The organism is Homoserinimonas sedimenticola, assembly GCF_026094475.1.
Lineage (GTDB): Bacteria > Actinomycetota > Actinomycetes > Actinomycetales > Microbacteriaceae > Homoserinimonas > Homoserinimonas sedimenticola.
In genome coordinates this window covers 356,891-379,105 of sequence record NZ_JAPELL010000001.1, presented here as the reverse complement: position 1 = coordinate 379,105, position 22,215 = coordinate 356,891, and the positions used below count along the sequence as shown (strand labels likewise).

22 protein-coding genes are annotated in these 22,215 nt (G+C 67.1%); 6 read left to right on the top strand and 16 right to left on the bottom strand.

What is annotated here, in order from left to right; genetic code table 11:
- Window positions 1-20: 20 nt before the first annotated feature.
- Window positions 21-1,073, top strand: coding sequence for an anthranilate phosphoribosyltransferase (trpD, locus tag OH146_RS01735; RefSeq protein WP_265156769.1), 1,053 nt, complete (start codon window positions 21-23; stop codon window positions 1,071-1,073).
- A 595-nt stretch (window positions 1,074-1,668) separates the two neighbouring features.
- On the opposite strand, the gene OH146_RS01730 is transcribed toward trpD, so the two are convergent.
- Genes OH146_RS01730 through OH146_RS01715 form a run of 4 tightly spaced genes read right to left on the bottom strand, consistent with a single transcriptional unit; the run spans window position 1,669 to window position 5,734 of the window.
- Complete coding sequence (locus OH146_RS01730; RefSeq protein ID WP_265156767.1) at window positions 1,669-4,053, bottom strand: excinuclease ABC subunit UvrA; 2,385 nt, start codon at window positions 4,051-4,053, stop codon at window positions 1,669-1,671.
- Window positions 4,054-4,464 carry a VOC family protein gene (locus OH146_RS01725; RefSeq protein ID WP_265156765.1) on the bottom strand — a complete coding sequence of 137 codons (411 nt, stop codon included), beginning with the start codon at window positions 4,462-4,464 and terminating at the stop codon, window positions 4,054-4,056.
- A 5-nt stretch (window positions 4,465-4,469) separates the two neighbouring features.
- The gene (locus OH146_RS01720) at window positions 4,470-4,916 is read right to left on the bottom strand and encodes a helix-turn-helix transcriptional regulator (RefSeq protein WP_265156763.1); all 447 of its coding nucleotides are present in this window, start codon (window positions 4,914-4,916) and stop codon (window positions 4,470-4,472) included.
- 56 nt (window positions 4,917-4,972) lie between these two features.
- Entirely contained in the window at window positions 4,973-5,734 is a 762-nt protein-coding gene (locus OH146_RS01715; protein WP_265156760.1) for an SDR family oxidoreductase, read from the bottom strand.
- 133 nt (window positions 5,735-5,867) lie between these two features.
- Here OH146_RS01715 and OH146_RS01710 point away from each other — a divergent pair, with 133 nt between their 5' ends.
- The 4 genes from OH146_RS01710 (at window position 5,868) to OH146_RS01695 (ending at window position 8,511) form a co-directional block, all read left to right on the top strand.
- On the top strand, window positions 5,868-6,356 hold the full coding sequence (locus OH146_RS01710) for an NfeD family protein (protein ID WP_265156758.1): 489 nt from the start codon (window positions 5,868-5,870) through the stop codon (window positions 6,354-6,356).
- Window positions 6,349-7,278 (top strand): SPFH domain-containing protein, encoded by a 930-nt coding sequence (locus tag OH146_RS01705; RefSeq protein ID WP_265156756.1) that lies wholly within the window; start codon window positions 6,349-6,351, stop codon window positions 7,276-7,278. The genes OH146_RS01710 and OH146_RS01705 overlap by 8 nt, the downstream gene beginning before the upstream one ends.
- Window positions 7,271-8,035, top strand: a complete 765-nt coding sequence (locus OH146_RS01700; protein WP_265156754.1) for a glycerophosphodiester phosphodiesterase family protein — start codon at window positions 7,271-7,273, stop codon at window positions 8,033-8,035. Before OH146_RS01705 ends, OH146_RS01700 begins: the two co-directional genes overlap by 8 nt.
- 110 nt (window positions 8,036-8,145) lie before the next feature.
- Window positions 8,146-8,511 (top strand): RNA polymerase-binding protein RbpA, encoded by a 366-nt coding sequence (locus OH146_RS01695; protein ID WP_265156752.1) that lies wholly within the window; start codon window positions 8,146-8,148, stop codon window positions 8,509-8,511.
- Window positions 8,512-8,521: 10 nt separating this feature from the next.
- Here the strand turns inward: OH146_RS01695 and OH146_RS01690 are convergent, their stop codons facing one another.
- Genes OH146_RS01690 through OH146_RS01645 form a run of 10 tightly spaced genes read right to left on the bottom strand, consistent with a single transcriptional unit; the run spans window position 8,522 to window position 19,064 of the window.
- The gene (locus tag OH146_RS01690) at window positions 8,522-9,286 is read right to left on the bottom strand and encodes a polyprenol monophosphomannose synthase (RefSeq protein ID WP_265156750.1); all 765 of its coding nucleotides are present in this window, start codon (window positions 9,284-9,286) and stop codon (window positions 8,522-8,524) included.
- Window positions 9,279-10,889 (bottom strand): apolipoprotein N-acyltransferase, encoded by a 1,611-nt coding sequence (gene lnt / locus OH146_RS01685; protein ID WP_265156748.1) that lies wholly within the window; start codon window positions 10,887-10,889, stop codon window positions 9,279-9,281. The genes OH146_RS01690 and lnt overlap by 8 nt, the downstream gene beginning before the upstream one ends.
- A 3-nt stretch (window positions 10,890-10,892) precedes the next feature.
- On the bottom strand, window positions 10,893-13,349 hold the full coding sequence (locus OH146_RS01680; protein WP_265156745.1) for a DEAD/DEAH box helicase: 2,457 nt from the start codon (window positions 13,347-13,349) through the stop codon (window positions 10,893-10,895).
- Window positions 13,346-14,101 carry a twin-arginine translocase subunit TatC gene (gene tatC / locus OH146_RS01675; protein ID WP_265156741.1) on the bottom strand — a complete coding sequence of 252 codons (756 nt, stop codon included), beginning with the start codon at window positions 14,099-14,101 and terminating at the stop codon, window positions 13,346-13,348. Before tatC ends, OH146_RS01680 begins: the two co-directional genes overlap by 4 nt.
- Window positions 14,102-14,148: 47 nt before the next feature.
- Window positions 14,149-14,352: a twin-arginine translocase TatA/TatE family subunit gene (locus tag OH146_RS01670; protein ID WP_265156739.1), complete on the bottom strand. Its 204-nt coding sequence runs from the start codon at window positions 14,350-14,352 to the stop codon at window positions 14,149-14,151.
- A 53-nt stretch (window positions 14,353-14,405) separates the two neighbouring features.
- Window positions 14,406-15,395, bottom strand: a complete 990-nt coding sequence (locus OH146_RS01665; RefSeq protein ID WP_265156738.1) for a helix-turn-helix transcriptional regulator — start codon at window positions 15,393-15,395, stop codon at window positions 14,406-14,408.
- Window positions 15,388-16,404, bottom strand: a complete 1,017-nt coding sequence (locus tag OH146_RS01660) for a helix-turn-helix transcriptional regulator (RefSeq protein ID WP_265156737.1) — start codon at window positions 16,402-16,404, stop codon at window positions 15,388-15,390. Before OH146_RS01660 ends, OH146_RS01665 begins: the two co-directional genes overlap by 8 nt.
- A 5-nt stretch (window positions 16,405-16,409) precedes the next feature.
- Window positions 16,410-17,339 (bottom strand): FKBP-type peptidyl-prolyl cis-trans isomerase, encoded by a 930-nt coding sequence (locus tag OH146_RS01655; protein WP_265156736.1) that lies wholly within the window; start codon window positions 17,337-17,339, stop codon window positions 16,410-16,412.
- Between the two features lie 31 nt (window positions 17,340-17,370).
- Window positions 17,371-18,387, bottom strand: coding sequence for a tRNA (adenine-N1)-methyltransferase (locus OH146_RS01650; RefSeq protein WP_265156735.1), 1,017 nt, complete (start codon window positions 18,385-18,387; stop codon window positions 17,371-17,373).
- A complete protein-coding gene (locus OH146_RS01645; protein ID WP_265156734.1) occupies window positions 18,384-19,064 on the bottom strand; it encodes an HAD family hydrolase in 681 nt (226 codons plus the stop codon). Before OH146_RS01645 ends, OH146_RS01650 begins: the two co-directional genes overlap by 4 nt.
- Before the next feature lie 119 nt (window positions 19,065-19,183).
- Between OH146_RS01645 and OH146_RS01640 the strand changes: the two genes are divergently transcribed.
- Window positions 19,184-20,041, top strand: a complete 858-nt coding sequence (locus OH146_RS01640) for a PAC2 family protein (protein ID WP_265156732.1) — start codon at window positions 19,184-19,186, stop codon at window positions 20,039-20,041.
- A 28-nt stretch (window positions 20,042-20,069) separates the two neighbouring features.
- Here the strand turns inward: OH146_RS01640 and mshC are convergent, their stop codons facing one another.
- Together mshC and OH146_RS01630 are read right to left on the bottom strand one after the other, a co-directional pair.
- Window positions 20,070-21,308 carry a cysteine--1-D-myo-inosityl 2-amino-2-deoxy-alpha-D-glucopyranoside ligase gene (mshC, locus tag OH146_RS01635; protein ID WP_265156730.1) on the bottom strand — a complete coding sequence of 413 codons (1,239 nt, stop codon included), beginning with the start codon at window positions 21,306-21,308 and terminating at the stop codon, window positions 20,070-20,072.
- Between the two features lie 9 nt (window positions 21,309-21,317).
- The gene (locus OH146_RS01630; RefSeq protein ID WP_265156729.1) at window positions 21,318-22,172 is read right to left on the bottom strand and encodes an undecaprenyl-diphosphate phosphatase; all 855 of its coding nucleotides are present in this window, start codon (window positions 22,170-22,172) and stop codon (window positions 21,318-21,320) included.
- Window positions 22,173-22,215 lie beyond the last annotated feature (43 nt).

Below are 22,215 nucleotides of genomic sequence, written 5' to 3'. Positions count from 1 at the left end.
ACGCTGGCTAGGATTTCGGCATGTCTGCGAACGTTTCCTGGCCTGATCTGCTCACGACGCTCCTCGACGGGGGTGACCTCAGCATCAGCGAGGCCTCGTGGGCGATGCGTCAGGTGATGAGCGGGGATGCCACCCCCGCACAGCTCGCTGGCTTCCTAGTCGCACTCCGCCGGAAGGGGGAGACGGTCGACGAGATCGTAGGATTCCGCGACGCAGTCCTTGAAAATGCCCTTCCGCTCGATGTCGATCCCATGGTGCTCGACATCGTGGGAACGGGAGGCGACCGCTACGGCACGGTCAACGTATCGACCATGGCGAGTGTTGTGTGCGCAGCATCCGGAGCGCGCGTCCTCAAGCACGGCAACCGTGCAGTCAGCTCGAAGTCGGGGGCGTCGGACGTCCTCAGTCAGCTCGGTGTCGACCTCGCGCTGTCACCCGAGGGTGTCGCATCTGTGCTCGAGAAGACGGGGATCTCCTTTGCCTTCGCGTCGCTGTTTCACCCCGGCTTTCGCCATGCGGGCCCTGTCCGTGCAGAGCTGGGGGTGCCGACGGTCTTCAACTTCCTCGGTCCCCTCTGCAATCCGGCGCGTCCCGAAGCTTCCGCGGTGGGCGTCGCGAATCTCGACGTTGTCCCACTCTTCGTCGGAGTGTTCCGCACTCGAGGGGCGACAGCGCTCGTGTTCCGCGGCGACGACGGGCTCGACGAGCTGACGACAACGGGACACAGCCACATCTGGGAGGTGTCGCGAGGCGATGTCCACGAGCACGACCTCGATCCGCGTGACCTCGGGATCCCGACGGCTTCGATCGAGGATCTGCTGGGAGGCGACGGGGTGCGCAATGCAGAGATCGCTCGCGCGACTTTGGCGGGGGAGAGGGGCCCTGTCCGCGACATCGTCCTTCTCAATGCGGCAGCGGGGCTCGTAGCCTGGGACCTCGCGCGGGATGCAAGCCAGGCGCAGATCCCAATCCTCGAGCGGTTCCGAGAGAAGCTCGATGTTGCTGCATCGGCAATCGACTCTGGTGCCGCGACAGGCAAGCTTGAGGAGTGGGCGCGAGCAACGCGGAGCTGACCGCTTCGCGGGTAGTAGATCCCGACATGGGCACTGCAGAGAGGCGCGATGAGGCCTGTTCGGATGCGGGCCGGGGGCATAGCGTGGCACCATGACGGACGACAATGGATCGAGCGGACGGACCACTTTCGCGGAATGGCTAGGCCACCACGAAGCCGGCCCTGGCGATGAGCGCTCGGATGATGCGCGAACACCTACCGATCGGCGCTTCGCTGAGTGGCGGTGCTCTGTCTGCGGGCGCGTGCTCGGCGAGCATTGGGTTGATCAGACAGGGGCACATACTCAGTTCGAATGCCCAGTGAGCGTTGACGACTCGGATCCGGCTCCCGAAGGGCCGCTCGGCGAGACCGGGCAGACGAAGAACTGACGCCGCGGCGAGCGCCGGGGAGCGGTTCGAGCATCCGCGCAATCTAGGAGCCTGCCTTGCCGTGCACGCAGGCGCTTTTCGCTGTCTTGACATAATGTGCATTATCGGCGCGAGGTGAACACGGTGCCTGGGCGGTCGTCCAGACCACTGCTCGAGCAGCCAGTTGTAGATCGCACCCCGCGCGGTATGGAGCGGGCAATCCGCTAGGTGGTGGCGCCTTTGGGCTCGTCACGCTCCCACATAGGCGGCAAGATGCTCGCCTGTGAGACTTGCGCGCTGGGCGACGAGTTCGGCGGGTGTTCCCTCGAAGACGATGCGACCGCCATCGTGGCCTGCGCCGGGACCCAGGTCGATGATCCAGTCGGCGTGGGCCATGACGGCCTGATGATGTTCGATCACGATGACTGACTTGCCGGAGTCGACAATGCGATCGAGCAATCGCAACAAATTCTCGACATCAGCGAGGTGCAGACCCGTCGTCGGTTCATCAAGGACGTAGATCTCGGCCTTCTCGCCCATGCGGATGGCGAGCTTGATGCGCTGCCGTTCGCCGCCTGAGAGGGTCGAGAGCGGCTGGCCCAGCGTGAGGTAGCCAAGGCCCACGTCGTGCAGCCGGTCGAGAATAGCGACGGCGGCAGGGATTGCGGCCTCGCCCTCTGCGAAGAAGCCACGAGCGTCAGCGACGGAAAGGTCATAGACCTCCGTGATATCGAGGCCACCGAGCTTGTAGTCGAGAACGCCGCTCTGAAACCGGCGGCCGCCGCAATCCTCGCAGGGCGTCTCGACCGTGTCCATGAAGCCGAGCTCCGTGATAATCACCGCAGCGCCCTTGCAACTGGGGCACGCGCCCTCCGAGTTCGCGCTGAAGAGCGCCGGCTTCACGCCGTTCACCTTCGCAAATGCTTTGCGAATCGGCTCAAGGAGTCCCGTGTAGGTCGCCGGGTTACTGCGGCGAGAACCCTTGATTGATCCCTGATCTATCGCAACGACGCCGTCACGTTTCGCGACGGAGCCATGGATGAGTGAGCTCTTGCCGGATCCTGCCACTCCCGTGACAACCGTGAGGACACCGAGGGGCACGTCGACGTCAACGTCCTTGAGGTTGTTGTCGTCGGCGCCGCGGACCTCCAGCGCTCCCGTCGCCCGGCGCACCTCCGGCTTTATCCGAGAGCGGTAGTCGAGGTGCGCCCCAGAGAGGGTATTGCTCGACTTCAGTCCCTCGACGGTTCCCTCGAAGCAGATCGTGCCGCCCGCATCGCCGGCGCCAGGACCCAGGTCCACTACGTGGTCGGCGATCGCGATCGTCTCCGGCTTGTGTTCGACGACGAGCACGGTGTTGCCCTTGTCACGGAGCTGCAGGAGAAGCGAGTTCATCCGCTGGATATCGTGCGGGTGCAGGCCGATGGTCGGCTCGTCGAAGACGTAGGTGACGTCGGTGAGCGACGAGCCCAGGTGCCGCAGCATCTTGATGCGCTGCGCCTCTCCCCCGCTCAGGGTGCCCGATGGCCGGTCGAGGCTCAGGTAGCCGAGGCCCAGCGTGACGAAGGCGTCTAGGTTAGATCGGAGCGCGTCGAGAAGAGGGCCGGCACCCGGCTTATCGAGCCCCCTGATCCATTCAGCGAGGTCCGTGACCTGCATGCGGCAGGCATCCGCAATGCTGACGCCGTCGATCGTCGACGAGCGGGCCCCCTCCGTCAGGCGCGTGCCGTCGCACTCGGGGCACGTCGTGAACGTCGCGACCCGCTCGACGAAGGCGCGGATGTGCGGCTGGAGCGCATCCAGATCCTTCGACAGCATGGACTTGGTGATCTTCGGGATCAGACCCTCGTAGGTCATATTGATGCCCGCGACCTTGACCTTGGTGACCTCGCCGTAGAGGAAAGTATGGCGCTGCTTCTCGGTGAACTGCGAGATCGGCTTGTCGGCGGGATAGAAACCCGACTCCGAGAATGCCTTCACCATCCATCCGTCTGCTGTGTAGCCGGGCACGAGGATTGCTCCGTCGTTGAGGGACTTCGACTCGTCGACCACCTGCGAGAGGTCGACATCCGAGACAGAACCCCGGCCCTCGCAGCGCGGGCACATGCCGCCGAGGTAGATCACGTCTTTGACGATCTTCTTCTCCCCCTTGGGGCCCGTCATGACGCCACTGGCCTTCTGAGTCGGGATGTTGAAGGAGAACGCGGTCGGCCCCCCAATGTAGGGCTCCCCCAGCCGGCTGAACAGGATGCGCAGCATCGCGTTCGCGTCGGTCACCGTGCCCACGGTCGAACGAGGGTTCGCGCCGAGCCGCTCCTGGTCGACAATGATGGCGGTTGTCAGACCCTCGAGCACGTCGACGTCTGGTCGAGGCACCGAGGGCATGAACCCCTGGACGAAGGCACTGTAGGTCTCATCAATCAACCGCCGCGACTCTGCGGCGATCGTGTCGAACACGAGGGAGCTCTTGCCCGATCCGGAGACGCCAGTGAAGACCGTGAGGCGTCGTTTGGGGATCTCAACGCTCACGTTCTTCAGGTTGTTCTCACGGGCTCCCTCAACGCGGATGACATCATGGCCGTCGGCGGCGTGACGGGCGACCGCAGCAGCAGAGTTGGTGGGAGCCGAGTTCATTCAGGAGACCTCATTGATGCGAATCAGGTTGCCGGACGGGTCGCGGAAGGCGCAGTCGCGCACGCCGTAATCCTGCTCCATCGGTTCTTGGAGCACCTCGGCGCCGTTCGACTGCAGACGTTCGAAGAGACCGTCGAGATCGTCGGTGGCGAGGGTGACAGCAGCGAAGCTGCCCTTCGCGATAAGACTCAGGATGACGCGGCGCTCGTCGTTGGAGATGCCTGGGTCGACCGCCGGCGGCGTCAGCACGATCGACATCTCAGGGTGCGCAGGCGGCCCGACGGTGATCCAGCGCATGTCGTCGTAGCCCACGTCGTTGCGCACCTCGAAGCCGAGGGCATCTCGGTAGAAGGCGAGTGCGGCATCCGCGCCCGTGTGCGGAAGGAAGGTGTAGTGAATCGTGATGTCCATAGCGGTCACGCTATCTTCGGCGTCGGCGATGACGCTTCTCGATTCCTGACCGGTCTCGTAGCCTGGCGCGCCAGGCATGCCGGGATGCCCGCGGTGGTATCCGCCGACTGCAGGCGGTAGACACTCGGGGGCACGCCGACCAACTCCGCGAAGCGCGTGCTGAAGCTGCCGAGGGACGAGCATCCGACTGCGAAACACACCTCCGTCACCGAGAGGTCGCCGCGGCGCAGCAGGGTCATGGCGCGCTCGATGCGGCGGGTCATCAGGTACGAATACGGGGACTCGCCGTAGACGGCACGGAACTGGCGGCTGAGGTGACCCGCCGACATGTTCGCTCCTCTGGCCAGAGCATCCACGTCGAGGGGTCGCGCATACTCACGGTCGATGCGATCGCGAACGCGTCTGAGTCGTACGAGGCCGCGCAGCCGCTCCTGCTCATCGGTGCTGTTCACAGCACCGATGCTGCCACGCCGGGGCACTCTCAGGCCAGAGCGGCCTCCAGCGACCTTCAGCCCGTGAAGTCGCTGACGTCGCCGACGTAGCGCGTGTTGTCCGCGGGAACCGGCTCAACGGCTGCTGCTGTGACCTCCGCCGCGAACTCGCTGACGTTGTAGAGACGCCCTGCGGACTGTTTGCGAGCGTCGATCGCGCCCGGGTTCGCACGCTCGAGCAGCGTGGCCGTGATGGTGCCCTCGATCATGTCGCCCGACACGACGACGAAGCCGATCCCCCGGGCCTCGAGCTGGGGGATCATGGCGCGGAGAGCGTCCTCCCCCGCCCGCTTGCTCAGTGCCACCTGCTCGTACTCCGGCATGGTGGGCACAGTCTTGATGAAGTGCGCCTGGTGACTCGTCACGAAGACGACGCGCGAGCCATCCTGGAGCACCTCGAGCGCCTGCTCGAGCAACGCCACCTGTGCGTCACGGTTGAGCTGCATGGCGTAGTCCTCAGCCATGCCGGACTCCATGCCGCCGGAGGCGTTCATGACAAGGACATCGAGACCGCCGAATTCCTCGCGGATTCGAGCGAACATCGCCGAGAGGGAGTCCCGGTCGGTGAGGTCAGCGCCGATCGCGATCGCCTCTCCCCCAGCTTGCCGGATCTTGTCGACGAGTTGCAGTGCCCGCTTCTCCTTGTTGCGGTAGTTCACGACGACTCGGGCGCCCGCCTCCGCGAGCATCGACACCGTGTCAGCGCCGATGCCACGGGAGGACCCCGTGACGAGTGCGCGCTTTCCCGCGAGGGAGCCGGGGGTGAGGGGACTGGGCACGGGTGAACTCCTCAAATCGACGGTGACGCGCTGCTGCGCCGCCCACGACAATACCAAGTGGTGCCAACGCCTCTCCCCTGCCGGTGGTGAGTGGTAGTTTCAGGAGACGCCGACCCCGCAAGGAGCCGAGAACATGGATGCGTTCGCCGTTGATCTGACGCAGTACCTCTGGATCGTGTGGCTCGTCTTCATCCTTGTCGCGGTCATCATCGAGCTGCTGACGCTCGAGTTCACCTTCCTCATGATCGCCGCGGGGAGTCTCGGCGGCCTCGGCATGAATCTGGCCGGTGCGCCGTGGTGGGTGCAGATCGGCGCAGCCGCCATCCTCTCGGTGCTCCTGATTCTTCTGATCAGACCCGTGCTGCTGCGCAAGCTGAGACACGGCGAGGATACGACGCCGAGCAATATCGACGCGCTCATGGGCATGAACGGCCGTGTCGTCGTCGCTATCGGCGACTCGCCCGGTCAGGTCAAGCTCGCCAATGGTGAGACCTGGACTTGCCGTCTCTCGCCCCTTACCGAACAGCGCGACGTACTCGACGGTGAGTACGTCGTCGTCACCGCCATCGACGGCTCCACCGCCGTCGTCGTTCCCGTGGAGAGGACCACCCCCCATGAATGATTTCTCGAGCACGATCGGGCAGTTCTTCATTGCTGCCCTGCTCGTCGTCCTGGCGGTGTTCGTCATCGTCGTGCTGTTCCGCGCCATCCGCATCGTGCCGCAGGCCAATGCGGGCATCGTGGAACGCCTCGGGCGTTATCACAAGACGCTGCAGCCGGGTCTCAACATCCTCGTGCCCTTCATCGACCGGATGCGTCCGCTCATCGACATGCGCGAACAGGTGGTGTCGTTCCCGCCCCAGCCGGTCATCACGGAGGACAACCTCGTCGTCTCGATCGACACGGTCGTCTACTTTCAGGTGACGGATGCTCGCGCCGCCACCTACGAGATCGCCAACTACCTCGGCGCGGTCGAGCAGCTGACAACGACGACGCTCCGCAATGTCGTCGGCGGACTGAACCTCGAGGAGGCGCTCACGAGCCGCGACAACATCAACGGGCAGCTCCGCATCGTGCTCGACGAGGCGACGGGCAAGTGGGGCATCCGCGTCGGCCGTGTCGAGCTCAAGGCGATCGACCCGCCCGCCTCCATCCAGGACTCCATGGAGAAGCAGATGCGGGCCGAGCGTGATCGGCGGGCGGCTATCCTCACGGCGGAGGGCACCAAGCAGTCCGCGATCCTTGAGGCAGAGGGCAAGCGACAGGCCGCGATCCTCGAGGCCGAGGGTGAGGCCAAGGCGGCCGTGCTCCGCGCCCAGGGCGAGTCGGAGGCCATCACGACGGTGTTCAGTGCGATCCACGAGGGCAACCCAGATGGGCCGCTCCTCGCGTACCAGTACCTGCAGACCCTCCCGAAGATCGCGGAAGGTGAAGCGAGCAAGCTGTGGATCATCCCCTCGGAGCTCACCGAGTCGCTCAAGGGGATTGCGGCGGGCTTCGCGGGAGGCACGGCAGCCCCGGGAGTGAACGACAAGGGTGCCTGAACGGACACCGGAGTTCTTCTCCTCCCCCGCCCCGCGGATCATCGCGCACCGGGGCCTGGCCGTCGAGGCCCCGGAGAACACGCTCCTCGCCTTTCTCAAAGCGCTCAGCGCCGGCGCCACGCATCTCGAGACGGACGTTCACGCGACTGCAGACGGGATCGCCTGCATCAGTCATGATGCCGATTTGAAGCGCCTCGCGGGGCGCGACGTCCGCGTCGAACAATTGACGATGTCGGAGCTTCGCCGGGTGGACCTGGGTGAGGGTCAGGGCTTCTGCAGCCTCGCGGAGGCCCTCGACGCCTTCCCCACGGCACGCTTCAACATCGACATCAAGGCGAACAACGCGGTGGATCCGCTCGTGCGGGCGGTGCGCGAGGCCGGTGCCGTGCAGCGGGTGCTCGTAACGTCCTTCGACGAGCGCCGCCGCCGCTCGGCCGTCAGCCAGCTCGAGGGTGTCGCGACATCCGCATCGTCGGCGCTCGTGGCGAAGGCAATCGGGGCGCTGCGGATCCGAAACGCGCGGATGCTCCGGCGCATCCTTGAACCGGTCGATGCTGTTCAGGTTCCCGAGCGCTTCCGCGGCGTACGGATCGTGACTCCGCGAAGCGTGAACCTGCTGAGGTCGGCCGGCGTCGAGGTGCACGTGTGGACGGTGAATGAGCCGGCGGACATGGAAAGGCTCGTCGCGATGGGCGTCGATGGAATCGTCACGGATCGCGCGGATGTCGCGGTCGAGGTCCTGACCGGCACGCGCTGACGCCCGCCACCCCGAGAGTCGCCTGTGAACTCGCCGGAGGCGCAGGGCCAAGGAATAGATCTCCCAGCAGCACGGTTTATAACTTGAGCAACGCGAGGAGGTACCACACAATGGCGGATCGCAGTTTGCGCGGCATGAGGCTCGGATCCCAGAGCCTTCAGAGTGAAGAGGGCGTCACGTTCTCAGCGCGCAAGAAAAGCACATACCGTTCAGCCGACGGCTCCACGTTCGACGTGATGTTCGCCGCCGACGCCGAGATTCCCACCGTTTGGGAGTCGCCCAAGACGGGCGCCGAGGGGCGCCTCGTCGCTGAGGACGGCGAACTGGTCGAGCAGGAGCAGGGCGAGGAGAAGGTGGCCAGGACCCACTGGGACATGCTTCTCGAGCGCCGCAGTCGTGCCGAGTTGGAGGAGTTGCTGCAGGAGCGGCTCAACTATCTGCGTGCCCGCAAGGGCGAGCAGAAGATCGGCGCCTAGGCGACACGAGCTACCGAGGGTCCGCGGAGTGTTCCGCGGGCCCTCGTCGTGTGTGCGGGCTGCCGCTCGGGAGGCGCAGGGCGATCCCCCAGGCCGTCACGCGCCACAGGGCCTCGGTGACAATCCCGAGGTGCATCTTCGAGTCACCCTCGGTGCGTTCCACGAAGGTGATGGGATGCTCGACCACGCGGCATCCGCTGCGCTCGAGACGCCACGCCATCTCGACCTGGAAGCAGTACCCCTGTGAGGAGACCGCGTCGAGGTCCATCTCATGGAGGGCTTCGGTGCGGTAGGCGCGAAAGCCCGCCGTGAGGTCACGAATACGGGAGCGCAGGGCGGCGCGCGCGTAGCGGTTGCCGAGACGTGAGATCGCGAGCCGGTGTCGGGGCCAGTCGACGACAGATCCGCCCCGCACCCAGCGTGAGCCGATGACGAGATCCGCGGTCTCGGCGAGCCTCAGCATCGTGGGCAACTCGGCGGGGTCGTGCGAGCCGTCGGCGTCGATCTCGACGACGATGGCGTAACGCTTCTCGATCGCGTACCGGAACCCCTCACGGTATGCCGCGCCCAGTCCCGCCTTCTCCGCCCGATGGATCACAGCGACACGAGCATCCGTCTGGGTGATTGCGTCGGCGATGCTGCCGGTGCCATCCGGGGAGGCATCGTCGAGCACGAGGATGTCAGCGTGGGGCACAGCCGCCCGAATGCGCGCCACGATGTCTCGGATGTTCGGGGCCTCGTTGTAGGTGGGCACGAGCACGAGGGCATCACCCATGGGCTGCCTCGCGCGTGCCGCCTCGGGACCGCCGGACGGCAAGGCCTCCCACGGCCAGCAGGCCGAGCATCCCGATGCCTGCCGTGAACCACTCGACCTGTCGGCCGATCGCGGCGGCCGGGGTCACGCTGTCCCGCAGCGGAATCGTCTCGACCATCGCGCCTGGCTCGAAGGTCGGCAGGTCGGCGATCGTGCTGCCGTCAGGCGCGATGATTGCGCTCGCGCCGACCGTGGAGATGTTCACGAGCGACCGCCCGTACTCAATCGCGCGCAGCCGTGCGATCGCGAGTTGCTGGACGCTCTCCGCGCTCTGCCCGAAGTCCGCGTTGTTGGTGGGAGCGAAGATGACCTCCGCTCCCCCGTCGATCATCTGATGCAGCAGCTCGTCGTCCACAATGTCGAAGCAGATCGCGATGCCGGCGGCGAGCGTTCCACCATCGGGCAGGGCGATATCGAGCACGTTGGGGCGCTGCCCAAAGGAGTAGTCGCGCGGGATCAGATCGAAGAGCGCGGGCGCGAGCGGATACCAGAACTCACGATCGGGCAGGTACTCGGCGAAGGGAACGGGGTGGATCTTGTCGTACTGGGCGACGGCCCCCTCCCCTGCCTCCCAGAGGAGGATGCTGTTGAAGGTCTGCCCCTCGTCGCCATCCGTGATGGTGCCGGCGATGAGCGGGGCATCCATCTCCTCCGTGACGTAGTCGAGCACGCCCGCCGCCTGCGGATAGCGCAGGGGGTTGAGGTCGGCGGCGTTCTCGGGCCACACCACGACGTCGACCTCCGCATCGAGGACCGGTACGGTCGCCTGCAGGTGCTCGTCGAGGATGTCTCCGCGCTGACGCTGCGCCCAGAGGCCGGCCTCGGAGTTGCCCTGGACCGCCGCGACCGTGACGTCCCCCGTGTCCTCGGCTGGCCACGTCGGGACAAGGAGCGCCACGAGGGTGATCACGGCAAGGGGTGCCGCGCGGACGGCGAAACTGCCCCGCGCCTGACGGTCGCAGGCGCCCTGCACGAGAAGGGCAGCGATGAGGGCGAGGACGAAGCCGAGCCCCGCGGCGCCCAGCCAAGCAACTGCCTCCCGGAAGGCTCCCTCTGACTGTGAGAACGCGAGCCGACCCCAGGAGAAGCCGCCATAGGGCCAGACGCTCACAATGCCCTCGCGGGCCGTCCACAGGCCAGCCAACACGACAGGCAGGCCACTGAAGCGCCAGAGCGGGTGGGCCGTCGCAGCCAGACCCCAGCGCCAGGCATAGGAGATGATGACGGCGGCGACCGCGAAGAAGAGCGTCTCCACGCCCGCGAGGGCAAGCCACGGCACGGGCCCCAGATAGGTCGTGAGCCAGAAGATGTGGGTACCGTAGAAGGCGAAACCGCCGCCCAGCCCCAGAAGGACTGCCGCCGCGGTCCCCGCTCCGCGAAGCGACCACAGGAGCAGGGCGGTCCCGAGGATCGCGAGGGGCCACCAGCCGATGGGCGGGAACGCTGCGGAGAGCACGAGCCCGCCGACGACGGCAGCCGCGAGCCGCGTCCAGCTCCAGCGGCGAGGGCGCGGGGCCGCAGCATTCGTCGGGGCAGGGCTCGGCCGGTCGATCGTGCTCACCATGGATCAGCCGACGCTCGAGTAGGCGACGATGCCGCGGCGGATCGCGTCGAGAGCTTTGCGCGCGGTGGGGCCCACGGGCGCATCGGCGACGATCGAGATCTGGTCGAGGAGGTCGATCGTTTGCTTCGTCATACGCACGAAGTCGCCGGCGGCGAGTTCGGCATCGCGCAACACTGTGTCGAGCGGGGCACCCTGCGCCCAGCGGTACATGGGTGCGGAGAGCCCCGTCGCGACGGGCTCCGTGCCGGGGAGCCGGTGCTCGGTCTCGAGATCGTCGAGCTGGGCCCACAGCGTGGTCGTGTTGTCTAGCGCAGCGCGGAACGGGCCCTTGGGCAGGTATCGCTCTCCGCCCTGCTCCTCGCGGCGAGGCTCATAGACGAGTGCCGCTGCCATCGCCGCCATTCCCGGCGTGTCGAGGGAGTCCCAGAGACCCCGGCGCACGCATTCGGCGACGAGCAGATCCCGCTCACCGTAGATCCGTCGAAGGATGCGACCGCCCTCCGCCACGACGACGGCGCCGTGTTCGTCGCGCCTCAGGTAACCGAGCTCCAGCAGCACCTCGGTCACGCGGTCGAAGACCTTCGCGACGGCACCCGTGCGGGTTTTGACCTGCCGCCGCAGATCATCCGTCTTCTTCTTCAGCTTCCACCAGCGCTCCGCCCAGCGGGCGTGCGCCTCCCGGTCGCTGCAGCTGTGGCAGGGATGCTGCTTCATCCGCTTGCGCAGCGCAGTGAGCTGTCGCTGCCGTCGCTCGCGCTCGCCACGGATGCCATGGTCGCTGCGGACGACCTTTCGCTCCAGGTCGGTGAGTTCGCGTCGGATGCCGTAGTACTCGGCGAAGTCGCCGAGGTGACACTCCATCGCCTGCGCGTAGCCGGCAAGGGACTCCTCCTGCGACCGCACCTTTCGCGCCATGTCGACGACGGAGCGGTCGGCCTGGAACTGGGCGAAGGAGGACTCGAGGATGTCACGGGTGCGCTCGCGTCCGAATTGCTCGATGAGGTTGACGGCCATGTTGTAGGTCGGCGAGAAGCTCGAGTTGAGCGGGTAGGTACGGCGCGAGGCGAGCGAGGCGACGGCGTGCGGGTCGAGGCCGCCCTGCCACTGGATGACGGAGTGACCCTCAACGTCGATGCCGCGGCGGCCAGCTCGCCCGGTGAGCTGCGTGTACTCGCCCGGGGTGATGGGCACGCGGGCCTCGCCGTTGAACTTCTCGAGCTTCTCCAGCACGACCGTGCGTGCGGGCATGTTGATGCCGAGGGCGAGTGTTTCGGTCGCGAAGACTGCTTTGACGAGCTTCTTCTGGAAGAGCTCCTCGACGACCTCCTTGAACGCGGGCAGCATGCCCGCGTGGTGCGCCGCAACGCCCCGCTCGAGCCCGTCGAGCCACTGCCAATACCCGAGCACCGCCAGATCCTCATCCGGGATCGCCCGGCAACGTTCCTCGACGATCTCGCGGATCTCGTCGCGTTCGATCCGATCGGTGAGGCGGATGCCCGTGCGCAGCACCTGGGAGACGGCCTGGTCGCATCCATTCCGACTGAAGATGAAGAAGATGGCGGGCAGGAGGTGCTTGGATCCGAGCAACTCCACAACCTGCGCTCGGCTGAGCCGCCCCTCCTCGAACTGCCGCACGGGGTAACGCCCACGGCCCCTCCCCCGTCCCCGCTCCGGAGGACCACCCCTGCCCCCGAAGGAGGCGAGCTGGAGGAGCTCGGGGTTCACACGGGGCGTCGCCGTCTCGTCGCCCGAGCGGCGAGCGGTCGCGGCGGAGGTGTCGAACAGGTCGAGGAGCTTGCCTCGCACCAGCACGTGTTGGTCGAGCGGCACGGGTCGCTGCTCGGAGACGATGACCGACGTCTCGCCCCTCACCGCCTGGAGCCAGTCGCCGAACTCCTCCGCATTGGAGACGGTCGCGCTCAGTGAGACGAGCCGCACCGACTGCGGCAGGTGGATGATGACCTCCTCCCAGACGGCGCCGCGGAAGCGGTCGGCGAGGTAGTGCACCTCATCCATGACGACGTAGGACAGGTCACGGAGCAGATCAGAGTCGGCGTAGAGCATGTTGCGCAGCACCTCGGTCGTCATGACGACGATGCGCGCCCCCGAGTTGATGTTCGTGTCGCCCGTGAGGAGGCCCACCTCGCTCGCCCCGTAGACGGACACGAACTCCTGGAACTTCTGGTTGCTGAGGGCCTTCATGGGTGCGGTGTAGAAGACCTTGTCGTTGGCCCCCTGCATCGCGAGAAAAAGCGCGAACTCGGCCACAATGGTCTTTCCCGCGCCCGTAGGGGCAGCGACAAGCACCCCGTTGCCGGCTTCGAGCGCGGCACAGGCCTCCAGCTGGAAGGTGTCGAGGTCGAAGGAGAGACCGGCACGGAACTGCTCGAGCAGGGGCGAGCCCTGCCGCAGGCGCGACGCGGCGTAGCGTTCCGCGGGCGACATGTCCTCGTCGATCATGGCACTCGCGCCTCCTCCTCCAGCTTTGCAAGCCGTCGGGCGGCTCGCCGATCGTTGAGCCAGGCTACGCCTGCCGCGGCGAAGTAGAGCACGACCATCGCCCCCATGAGGATGAACATCGAGACGACATCGGCAGCCGGGGTGGCGAGAGCGGCGAAGGTTGCAATGACGACGATCGCGACGCGCCAGCCGCCGAGGATCTGCTTCGCGGTGATCACTCCCGCGATGTTGAGCATCACGAGGAAGACCGGGAGCACGAAGGCGATGCCGACGGCTATGAGAAGTTTGGCGGTGAAGTCGAGGTAGGTCTTGGCCGTGAGCAACGATGGCGCATCCTCCGCCGCAAAGCCGACCAGGAGAGTCACCATGTTCGGGAGCACGAGCCAGCCGACATAGCAACCCGCAAGGAACAGAGGAACGGCGGTACCGAGGAAGCCCAGTGCCAAGCGCTTCTCATGACGGTGCAGGGCGGGCATGAAGAATGCCCAAATCTGGTAGAGCCAGACGGGGCTTGCGATGATCAGCGCGACGATGAAGGCGATCTGCAGCCGCGTGTCAAAAGCCTCGGTGACGTAGGTGTAGGAGACGTCCGCCGTACGACCCTGCTCTTCCGCGACGCGGCGAAGGGGCTCGCGCAGTTGCCCCCAGACCCACTCCGCCGTGAAGAATCCGGCACCAGCGCCGACGACAATCGCGATGGCCGAGATGAACAGGCGGCGGCGGAACTCGAGGAGGTGCTGGGCGAGGGGCATGCGACCCTCTCGGTTGCGCGGCGTGCGTGTCGGCGCAGCCACGCCGATCAGTTCTTCGTGTTCTTCTCGTCCGCCGTCGCAGGAACGTCGTCGGCCGAGCTCTCATCCGCACGGTTCGACTTCATCTCGTTCTTGAAGATGTTCATCGACTGGGCGACGCTCTTGGCCATCTGCGGGAGCTTCGGCGCAGCGAAGACGACGAGCACGATGAGGACGAGGATGAGTCCGGTCCAGCCACCGAGGTTTGGCATGGGTCTCTTCTTTCAGTGGGTGTGGCGACGTCGTTGAGTGCTGAAAGTCTACGTCACTGATGCTGCGTGTATCGGGAAAGCGCGGCGGATGCCCACTCGGCCACGGCATCCCTGGCCTCAGGCGGGTCCACAACGCGAAGCATCCCTGCCATTCCGGCGGCGAGCCGCTTGAGCCGGTGGAAGTGCGGAACCGAGATCGTCGTCACGACGGTGTCGCCACCCGCGTCGACCGGCTCGGAGGGCGAGAAGTCGGCGAGGAGGGGTAGCGCCGCGCGGGCCACCTCAAGCGTCACGACGGTGTCGCTGCGAGAGCCCTCGAAGAGGGTGTCTCCCAGCGAGATGTCGCGGGAGCGGTCGGAGACGGGGGCATCCGTCGCAACGGGGTCGATCATGCGATCCATGCGGAAGGTGCGGACCGATTCGCGGAGGTGACACCACGCGCGCAGGTACCAGTCGTTGTCGAGCGACTCGACCCGCAGCGGATCGACGACGCGACGCCCCCGCGTGCCCTCCCAGCCGATGTAGTCGAACTCGAGCTGCGTGCCCTTCGCGACTGCCTCGCGGATGACAGCGAGCACGCTGTTCGACTCACTGTCCTCTACCGCGACGGGGCTCGGGGTCGCGGATGCCCCGCGCGAGAGCTTCGCCATGAGGGTCGAGATGGCCGTGCGATCGGCATTCTCGGGCAGCCCGGAGAGGTACTGCAGCCCGGCGATCAGCGCGGCAGCCTCGCGCGCGGAGAATCGCGGGGCATCGTCGATCGCCACGAGGTTGGTGAGCAGGATCTCGTCGCTCTCATCGAAGTCGTCCCAGGCCAGGTCGAAGAGATCACCGTGCTGGTACGTGCCGGTGTCGCCGGGGATGCCCGAGATGGCGATGAGGCGCACCGCGTCGCGCACCTGCTCCTCCGAGACGCCGAAGTGGGCCGCGACATCCGTCACGCTCGTGCGCCCGCGCTCCATGAGGTAGGGCACGAGCACCAGCAGGAAGGCTAGCTTGTCGCCAGCCTGCGGGGCCTTCTGCCTGCCCTTCACCTCAGCCATTCGTGCTTCCTCCCCCGTGGGAAGGCCCTCCGTGGGCGGCGATGACGGCGGCGAGACGCTCCCGTACCGCGTCGCGTAGGTGCTCGGGCGAGACCACGAGCACCTCGGGTCCCAGCTCGGCGAGCTCGTCTGCGAGGATCGCGGCGTCGGCGTAGTGAAGCGTGAGTTCGTCGTCGCCGGATGCCTCGGTGCCGCGCCTGCGCAGGAGCCTCGTCGCGGCATCCGAACCGGGCACGACACGCACGACGGCGGTGTTCGCGTTCCATACCGCTGCGAGCTCTGCCAGGCCTATCGACGCCTGGTCGCCCGCGGGCGGCGTGAAGCGGCGAGAGGTGACGGCGACGGGACCGATGATGCGGCGTAGCAGATAGGTGCGCGTCTCGTCGCTGCCGGGGATACGCGAGTACAGGTGCCAGCGGCCCTCGTGCTGGAAGAGTGCGAGCGGCTCGACCGTGCGGCTCGCGGGCGACAACATGCCGGGCTTCAGGTAGGAGAAGGTCACGACGGCGCTCTTCTGCAGGGCGCCCGAGAGAGGCTCGAATGCTTCATCGCGGGCCCTCAGCCGGGGCGTGTAACCGAGTACGGGCTCGGCCGCGTCTAGCCCTAGCGAGCGCAGCTTGAGGAGGGCCCGGCCCGACTCGGCCGAGAGGCTCCCCTCGCGCCACACCATGGAGGCGAGGTGCAGGAGAGTCTCCTCCTCAGGCGTGAAGCGCACGTCCGCGGGCAGGTCGTAGGCCCCCTTGGGGATGCGGTAGCGAAGGTTCTGGTTGTTGCCCGCTTCGCCGAGAGGCTCGACGGTCTCCAGCGGAACGCCGAGCTCCCGGATGTCGTCCTTGTCGCGCTCGAACTGTCGCTCGAGGTTGCCGTTGTCACCGCCCGCGACGTAGCGCTGCCGGTATCCCTGGACGGTTGACAGGATCTCCTGCTTCGTCAGACCCGCGTCGGTCGCGAGCAGCGCGAGGACCAGGCTGAAGAGCCTCTCCTCGACGGGGATGCGGGCTGCTGCCATCGCGGCTATTCGACGATGCCCAGGATGTCGACGACGAAGATCAGGGTCGAGCCGGCGGGGATGCTCGCGCTCGCCTGGTCGCCGTAGCCGAGCTCCGGCGGGATCACGAGCAGCACCTGCGAGCCGACCTTCTGGCCGACGATGCCGTCGTAGAAGCCCTCGATCAGGCTGCCCTCGCTGAGGTCGAAGATGCGGGGGGCTCCCGCCTCCCAGGAGCTGTCGAAGACCTCCTCCTCAGCCCACGTGATGCCCGTGTAGTGGAGAACGGCCTGGTCGCCCTCCTCCAATTCTGCTCCGTCGCCCTCCTTGAGGACGGAGATGACGGCATCCTCGGGCGCCTCCGTGTTGGGCACCGTGATGCCGGGACGACCGTTGGGAGCGAGAGCGACCGCAGGGTCGCCGTTGTTGCCCGCGCGAGTCACGCCGTCGGCCTTAGGGAGGAAGGTCTGGAGCACGTCGATCACGAAGACGAAGGAGTCGTCGGCGGCGACACCCAGCTCGGGGATCGCCTCTCCCCCGTGCGTTGCTTGCGGGGAGCCGACGGCGACGATGCGCGAGCCCTCACGGGCGCACTCGAGCGCGGCGCCCACGGGCGGAAGGGTCTCGGTGCCCGCAACCTGCAGGATGGGGGCGTCCTGGTAGGTGTCCTGCAGCAACTCGCCCGTGCCGCCGTTGAGCAGCGAAAGCTGAACGAGGGCCGGCTGGCCGGGCGCCAGTAGGTCGCCCTCCCCCTCCACGAGCACGCTCGCCTGCGACTCCTGCGTGATGACGGGCGTGGGCATGTCGATCTCGGGGGCGGAACCGAACGCGCCCTCGGCGGTGACGACAGAGGATGCGTCGCCGGACGGGAGCTCGCAGGCGTCGGGCTGTGCCGAGCACGCGGCGAGCGCCGGAAGGACGACGGCGACGGTCAGCAGCGCGGGAAGTGTGCGCACGGATCCTCTTTTCGTTGCGGGTCTGGCAATTCTAGTTGGCCGGAGCATCCGACTCGGGGTCGGGTGCCTCGGCCTCGGCATTCGCGGCGACCGAGTGCGCGGCGGCCGCCCGGGCGGCGCGCGCCGTCTTGCGGAGCTTCTTGTCGCTGCCCGTGCGGTCACCGAGGGCGCCGGGCGTCCACAATTCGACGTCGGCGTCGCTGAATTCGGTCTTGGAGACGCGCCGCTTGAGCTGCGGAAGGACCGTGCCGTCGGCGAGCTTGCGCGCGGTCAGCAGGAACCCCGTGTGCGCGACCATGCGGTGGTCGGGGCGCACCGCGAGCCCTTCCACGTGCCATCCGCGCACCATGGTCTCTGCGGACTGCGGGTCGGTGAAGCGGCCGGTGGCCCGGATTGCCTCGGCAACCCGCGAGAGTTGAGTCACGGTTGCGATGTAGCAGACGAGCACGCCCCCAGACTTGAGCGCGTCAGCGCACTCGTCGAGGCACTCCCACGGCGCGAGCATGTCGAGGATGATCCGGTCGACGGATGCCGCCTCCGTCGTCTGCGGCAGAGCCTCCACGAGGTCGCCCACCGTGACCGACCAGTTCTCGGGCCGACGCCCGAAGAAGTTCGTCACGTTCGCCTGCGCGATCTCGGCGAACTCCTCGCGGCGCTCAAAGGACTTGAGCTCGCCCGTGTCGCCCAGCGCGCGCAGGAGCCAGAGGCTGAGCGCGCCCGATCCGACACCCGCCTCCACGACGGTCGCGCCGGGGAAAATATCGCCGACCGCAAGGATCTGCGCAGCATCCTTGGGATAGATGATGGCGGCACCGCGCGGCATCGACATGACGAAGTCGTTCAGCAGGGGCCGCAGCGCGAGGTATTCGTCACCCGTGGAATTGGTGACGACGGAACCGTCGGGTAGGCCGACGAGCGCGTCGTGATCGATCGTGCCGCGGTGCGAGTGGAACACCTTGCCCGACTCGAGGATGATCGTGTGCAGCCGGGCCTTGGGACCCGTGAGCTGCACCTTGTCGCCGAGGCGGAAGGGGCCGCTGAAGCTCATCGGTGGTTCTCCTTGCGGCGGGATGCCGCGAGGACGGCACCGAGGTCGTCGACGGTGCGCCCGTCGAGGGTGGTCCAGAGCGTGTACTCCTCGCTCTCGGGCAGGCTCACGTGGGCGGGCACGCCGATCGTGGCCATACCCGAGGCGACGGCGGAGGCCACGCCGGCGGGCGAGTCCTCGATCGCGACGCAGTCCGCGGGGTCGAGGCTGAGGGTGCGCGCCGCGTGGAGGTACGGTTCCGGATGCGGCTTGCCGTGGGAGACGACGTCGCCCGAGATGACGGCGTCGAAGGCGTCGAAGCCGATCGAGTCCGCCACGAGATGCGCCATCTCGCCGTAGGACATCGTCACGAGGGCGGTCGGGATGCCGCGCTCACGCAGAGCGAGCAGCAGGTCGCGCGCACCGGGACGCCACGGCACCGCGACGCGGATCTGCTCGATGACGCTGCCGCTGAGCCGCTGGATGATGACGTCGCTCGGAAGGTCCACCCCGCGGTTCTGAAAGACGCGGGCAGAGTGCTCGAGCGCTGCCCCCACGATCTCGAGGGAATCCTCGTGAGTCCAGGGCACCCCGAACTCGGCGACGAGGTCCTCCTCGGCCTTCATCCAGTACGGCTCGGTATCGACGATGGTGCCGTCCATGTCCCAGAAGACGCCGGAGGGAAGAGAAGAATGCACCGGAAGAGTCTAGACGCCACACATCGCCGACCTGCGCGATGCGCGCTCTCCCAGCAAGCGGCCTATCCTTTAACAAGCACTCGACGGCCTTCAGTAAGGCGGCGGGGGAAGGGATACGCGTGCGGGACGGGATACTCGGCCAGCGACTGCTCATCGTCGCGTTCTCCGGCTGGAACGATGCGGGAGACGCCGCGAGCAGTGCTGTCGTCGCCCTGCGCGACCTGCTCGACGTCGACCCCATCGCCGCGGTCGACCCCGAGGACTATTTCGACTACCAGTTCAACCGGCCGACCGTGCGCAGCAACGAGGACGGGTCCCGGCTGATCGAGTGGCCGGGGGTCACGATCTTCGGCCCCCGCACGGAAGGTGACGTGTACCTGCTCCTCGGCACCGAGCCCTCCCGCAACTGGAAGACCTTCGCCTCCGAGGTGCTCGAGACGATCGAGGATCGGGAGATCGACACGGTCGTGTTCCTCGGCGCGATGCTCGCCGACGTACCCCACACCCGCCCGATCTCGGTCTTCGTGACGAGCGAGAACTCGGATGTCCGCGGTGCCCTCGAACTCGAACGCAGCGCCTATGAGGGGCCCGTCGGCATCCTCAGCATCCTCGCCGATGCGTGCGAGAGAGCGGATGTGCGCACCCTCTCGGTGTGGGCATCCGTTCCCCATTACGTGCACAGCGTCCCCTCACCCAAGGCCACGCTTGCCCTGCTCGACAAGCTGGAGGAGCTCATCGGGGTGAACGTTCCCCGCAGCGACCTCGAGGCCGAGGCGGCCGCATGGGAGGACAACATCGACACGCTGGCGGGCGAGGACGATGAGATGGCGTCGTACATCCACCAGCTCGAGCAGGCGCGCGACACGGTCGACTCCCCCGAGGCGAGCGGCGATGCGATTGCCGAGGAGTTTGAGAAGTACCTGCGGCACCGCGGCGACGGTGGCCGGGCGGACGGCCGCGGCGGCAACGGCCCCTAACCGTCGTGGTCGACGAGCTCGAGCCCGCTTAGACCAGGCGCACGCCGAGAAGCGCGTCGATCGCCGTGACGGCCTCGGCAGACGCGGGAGCGCCCGCGGCGATGTGGGCGTCGACGCGCTCGAGCGCCCGCGGCGTCTCGAGGTCGTGACTGAGCGTCTCCCGAAGCACCGTCACGAGCGGATCCACGGCCGCATCGGAGGCTTCGACCGCGGCGGCCCACCGCGACCACGCCTCGAGCCGGGCCTGTGCGCGCGAGAGATGGGCATCCGTCCATTCCCAGTCGCTGCGGTAGTGCTCCGAAAGCAGGGCGAGACGGATGGCGCGGGGGTCTGCGCCCTCCTGCGCCAGGCGCGAGACGAGCACGAGGTTGCCGAGGGATTTGCTCATCTTCTCGCCCTGGTAGGCGACCATTCCCGCGTGGGAGTAGATCTCGGCGAGGGGTTCGCCCGTGAGAGCCGCGACGTGACCGGCGCTGTACTCGTGGTGTGGGAAGACGAGGTCGGAGCCGCCGCCGTTGACGGTGATGGTCTCCTCGTGGCGGTCAAGGGCAATCACCGCACATTCGATGTGCCAGCCGGGACGGCCGCGCCCCAGCACGGAATCCCACGCGGGTTCGCCCGCGCGTTCGGCGCGCCAGAGGAGCGGGTCGAGCGGGTCGCGCTTGCCGGGGCGCTCAGGGTCTCCCCCACGCTCGGCGGAGAGGGTGAGCATGGTGTCGCGGTCGAGTCCGCTCTCGCTCCCGAGCGACCAGGCGACGCCTGCCGCGGCGGCGCTGTCGAAGTAGATGTCGTCGTCGGCGTCGTCGCTGGGGACCCGGTAGCCGATGCCGCTCTGCAGGAGCTGCGCCACGGCATCCGCGACATCGTCGATGACCTCCGTCACGCCCACATAGTGCTGCGGCGGGATGATGCGGAGGCGCTCCATGTCGGAGCGAAAGAGCTGCACCTGGGATTCCGCGAGCTCACGCCAGTCCACGCCGGTGGCGTTGGCGCGCTCGAGCAAAGGGTCGTCGATGTCGGTGATGTTCTGCACGTAGCGGACATCCATCCCCGCATCGAGCCACACTCGCACGAGGGTGTCGTAGGCGAGGTAGGTGGCGGCATGGCCGAGGTGTGTGGCGTCGTAGGGGGTGATGCCGCAGACGTAGAGGGACGCGTGGCTGTTGGAGCAGGCGCGCTTGAGGCCGCCCGTCGCGGTGTCGAATAGTTGCGGGATCGGTCCCGTGCCGGGGATGGACGGTACTGCGGGGTGGCTCCAGGACTTCACCCGTCAAGCCTAGAGCGCCGAGATCGCCCCCACGGACAGCAGGACGATGAGGGCGCCGCCGAGCGCCAGTCGGTAGATCACGAAGGGCAGGAACGAGCGCTTCGAGATGTACGCCATCAGGAATGCGATGACCCCGAGGCCGACGCCGAAGGCGACGATGGTCGCGATGAGAGTCTCCAAGGGGCCGTAGACCTCGACACAGACATCCGTCGCAGGGTCGCAGGTGATGCCGTGATAGAGCTCGTAGAGCCCGCTGCCGAAGACAGCGGGGATGGCGAGGAGGAAGGCAAAGCGGGCGGCGGCGGGCCGGGTGTAGCCGAGGGCGAGACCCATGCTGGTGGTCGCGCCGGAGCGGGAGACGCCGGGGATGAGGGCGAGCACCTGGGCCAGACCGACGAGGATGCCGTCGCGGTAGCTCATCTCCCGCATGTCGCGTGTGCGCTTGCCGAGCCAGTCGGCGAGCCATAGGAGCACACCGAAGAAGATGAGCACGATCGCGACCAACCAGAGGTTGCGGAAGACGGAGCGAATGTATTCCTGCGCGAAGAAGCCCACGAGCACGATCGGAATGGTGCCGATGATGACGAGCCATCCGAGTCGCACGTCGGGGTCATTCTTGGGGATGCCCTCACTGGGCCGCCAGTGACGGAACCACCTCCCGATGATGCGGGTGATGTCCTTCCAGAAGTAGATGACGACCGCCGCCTCGGTGCCGAGCTGCGTGATGGCGGTGAAGGTTGCGCCGGGGTCGGTCGCGGAGGGGAGGAACTCGCCCACGATGCGCAGGTGGGCGCTGGACGAGATCGGCAGAAACTCTGTGAGGCCCTGCACAAGGCCGAGGATGATCGCCTCGATGAATCCCATGGAACTCCCGTCGTGTCGGCGCCCACGCGCGGGGCTCGCTGAT

Coding starts and splice junctions, on each gene's coding strand:
- OH146_RS01705 (WP_265156756.1), top strand. CDS start 6,349: ATGAATGATTTCTCGAGCACGATCGGGCAGTTCTTCATTGCTGCCCTG.
- OH146_RS01690 (WP_265156750.1), bottom strand. CDS start 9,286: ATGGGTGATGCCCTCGTGCTCGTGCCCACCTACAACGAGGCCCCGAAC.
- OH146_RS01665 (WP_265156738.1), bottom strand. CDS start 15,395: ATGGCTGAGGTGAAGGGCAGGCAGAAGGCCCCGCAGGCTGGCGACAAG.
- trpD (WP_265156769.1), top strand. CDS start 21: ATGTCTGCGAACGTTTCCTGGCCTGATCTGCTCACGACGCTCCTCGAC.
- OH146_RS01710 (WP_265156758.1), top strand. CDS start 5,868: ATGGATGCGTTCGCCGTTGATCTGACGCAGTACCTCTGGATCGTGTGG.
- lnt (WP_265156748.1), bottom strand. CDS start 10,889: ATGGTGAGCACGATCGACCGGCCGAGCCCTGCCCCGACGAATGCTGCG.
- OH146_RS01725 (WP_265156765.1), bottom strand. CDS start 4,464: ATGGACATCACGATTCACTACACCTTCCTTCCGCACACGGGCGCGGAT.
- OH146_RS01630 (WP_265156729.1), bottom strand. CDS start 22,172: ATGGGATTCATCGAGGCGATCATCCTCGGCCTTGTGCAGGGCCTCACA.
- OH146_RS01660 (WP_265156737.1), bottom strand. CDS start 16,404: ATGGCAGCAGCCCGCATCCCCGTCGAGGAGAGGCTCTTCAGCCTGGTC.
- tatC (WP_265156741.1), bottom strand. CDS start 14,101: ATGCCCCTCGCCCAGCACCTCCTCGAGTTCCGCCGCCGCCTGTTCATC.
- OH146_RS01695 (WP_265156752.1), top strand. CDS start 8,146: ATGGCGGATCGCAGTTTGCGCGGCATGAGGCTCGGATCCCAGAGCCTT.
- OH146_RS01670 (WP_265156739.1), bottom strand. CDS start 14,352: ATGCCAAACCTCGGTGGCTGGACCGGACTCATCCTCGTCCTCATCGTG.
- OH146_RS01730 (WP_265156767.1), bottom strand. CDS start 4,053: ATGAACTCGGCTCCCACCAACTCTGCTGCTGCGGTCGCCCGTCACGCC.
- OH146_RS01680 (WP_265156745.1), bottom strand. CDS start 13,349: ATGATCGACGAGGACATGTCGCCCGCGGAACGCTACGCCGCGTCGCGC.
- OH146_RS01650 (WP_265156735.1), bottom strand. CDS start 18,387: ATGAGCTTCAGCGGCCCCTTCCGCCTCGGCGACAAGGTGCAGCTCACG.